The sequence below is a fragment of the Nonomuraea sp. NPDC003201 genome (assembly GCF_053590415.1).
Genome location: NZ_JBSFTC010000769.1, coordinates 1 through 1,147 on the forward strand (window position 1 = coordinate 1; position 1,147 = coordinate 1,147).

The 1,147-nt window shown below is 73.2% G+C and carries 1 protein-coding gene; it reads right to left on the reverse strand.

The features are described from left to right. Window positions 1–1,147: LamG domain-containing protein (locus ACWDX9_RS63515; RefSeq protein ID WP_449973487.1), on the reverse strand; the 1,147-nt coding region annotated here is incomplete at both ends.

Sequence of the window (1,147 nt, forward strand, 5' to 3'; positions counted from 1 at the left end):
AGCTGGAACCCGGCTGTCCGGCTGCCGGGCTGGGCCACGGCGGCGGTGTCGGCGGTGGGCAGGTAGTCGAGCTGGACCCAGGCGGCCACGGTGAAGCTGGATCTGGTGCCGACGGCGGGGGCGGTGGTCTGGGCGTAGCCGTTGACGCCGTCGAGCGCGAGCGCGCCGTCCAGCCAGCCGGACGTCCACGAGGCCCCGCCCGACAGGGTCGCGGGCGTTCCCCTGCCCGACGAGTCGGCGGCCGTCAGGCCGGACTCCTCATCCAGCGTCCAGTGGCCGACCAGCGTGGCAGCGCTGTTGACCAGGTCGGCGAGCTCATCGGCGAACATGGCGCGGCCGTAGACGCGGACCTCGTCGAGGTCGCCCGCCCAGTAATCCGCCGCCGCGCCGTTGACCTTGCCGCGGCCGATGGTGAGGGGTCCGGCCGCGTTCCACGGCGAGGTGGCGGCGACCGTGGATTCGAGCCTGCCGTTGACGTAGAGGGAGATCTGGCGGGCGGCCGAGTCGTAGACGCCGGCCAGGTGGGTCCACTCGTTCAACCGGGGCGCGGCCCCGGACAGGGCGCGCACGGTCGTCGCGTTGTCGGCGTCCGTGCCCGCCAGCACCAGCGCCCACCGGTCGTCGGTCTTGCTGTACTGCAGCGAGACCGCGCCGGTCCTGCCGCCTTCCTGGGTGAGCGCGGTGGCGGAGGCGGTCGTGCCCGTCAGGCGGGCCCAGGCGGTGACGGTGAAGTTGCGGCTGGTGTCGGTGATCGGGCCGGAGGTCTGGGCGTAGGCGTTGGCCAGCTTCAGCCCCGCGCCGGTCTTGCCGGTGGTCCACGACGTCCCGTACAGGGTGGCGGGGTGCGCGCCGGTGGCGTCGGCGGTCACGGTGCCCTGGCCCTCGTTCATGGCCCAGTGGCCGTTCGGGCCCTTGCCGCTGTTGACGTTGAAGACGTAGGTGCGGATCGGGCCGAGCTGGCCGGCGCGGTCCTTGCTGCGTACCGACAGGACGTTGGGGCCGTCGTGGCGTGGGGTGAGCGCGATCGTGGCCGTGCCGTCGGCGGCGGGCGTGACCTCGGACTTGGGCGTGGTGTCCAGCCCGTAGACGTAGGCGGCCACGTCGGTGACGCCGTTGGGATCGAACGTGAAGGTGCCGGCCAGGCCGA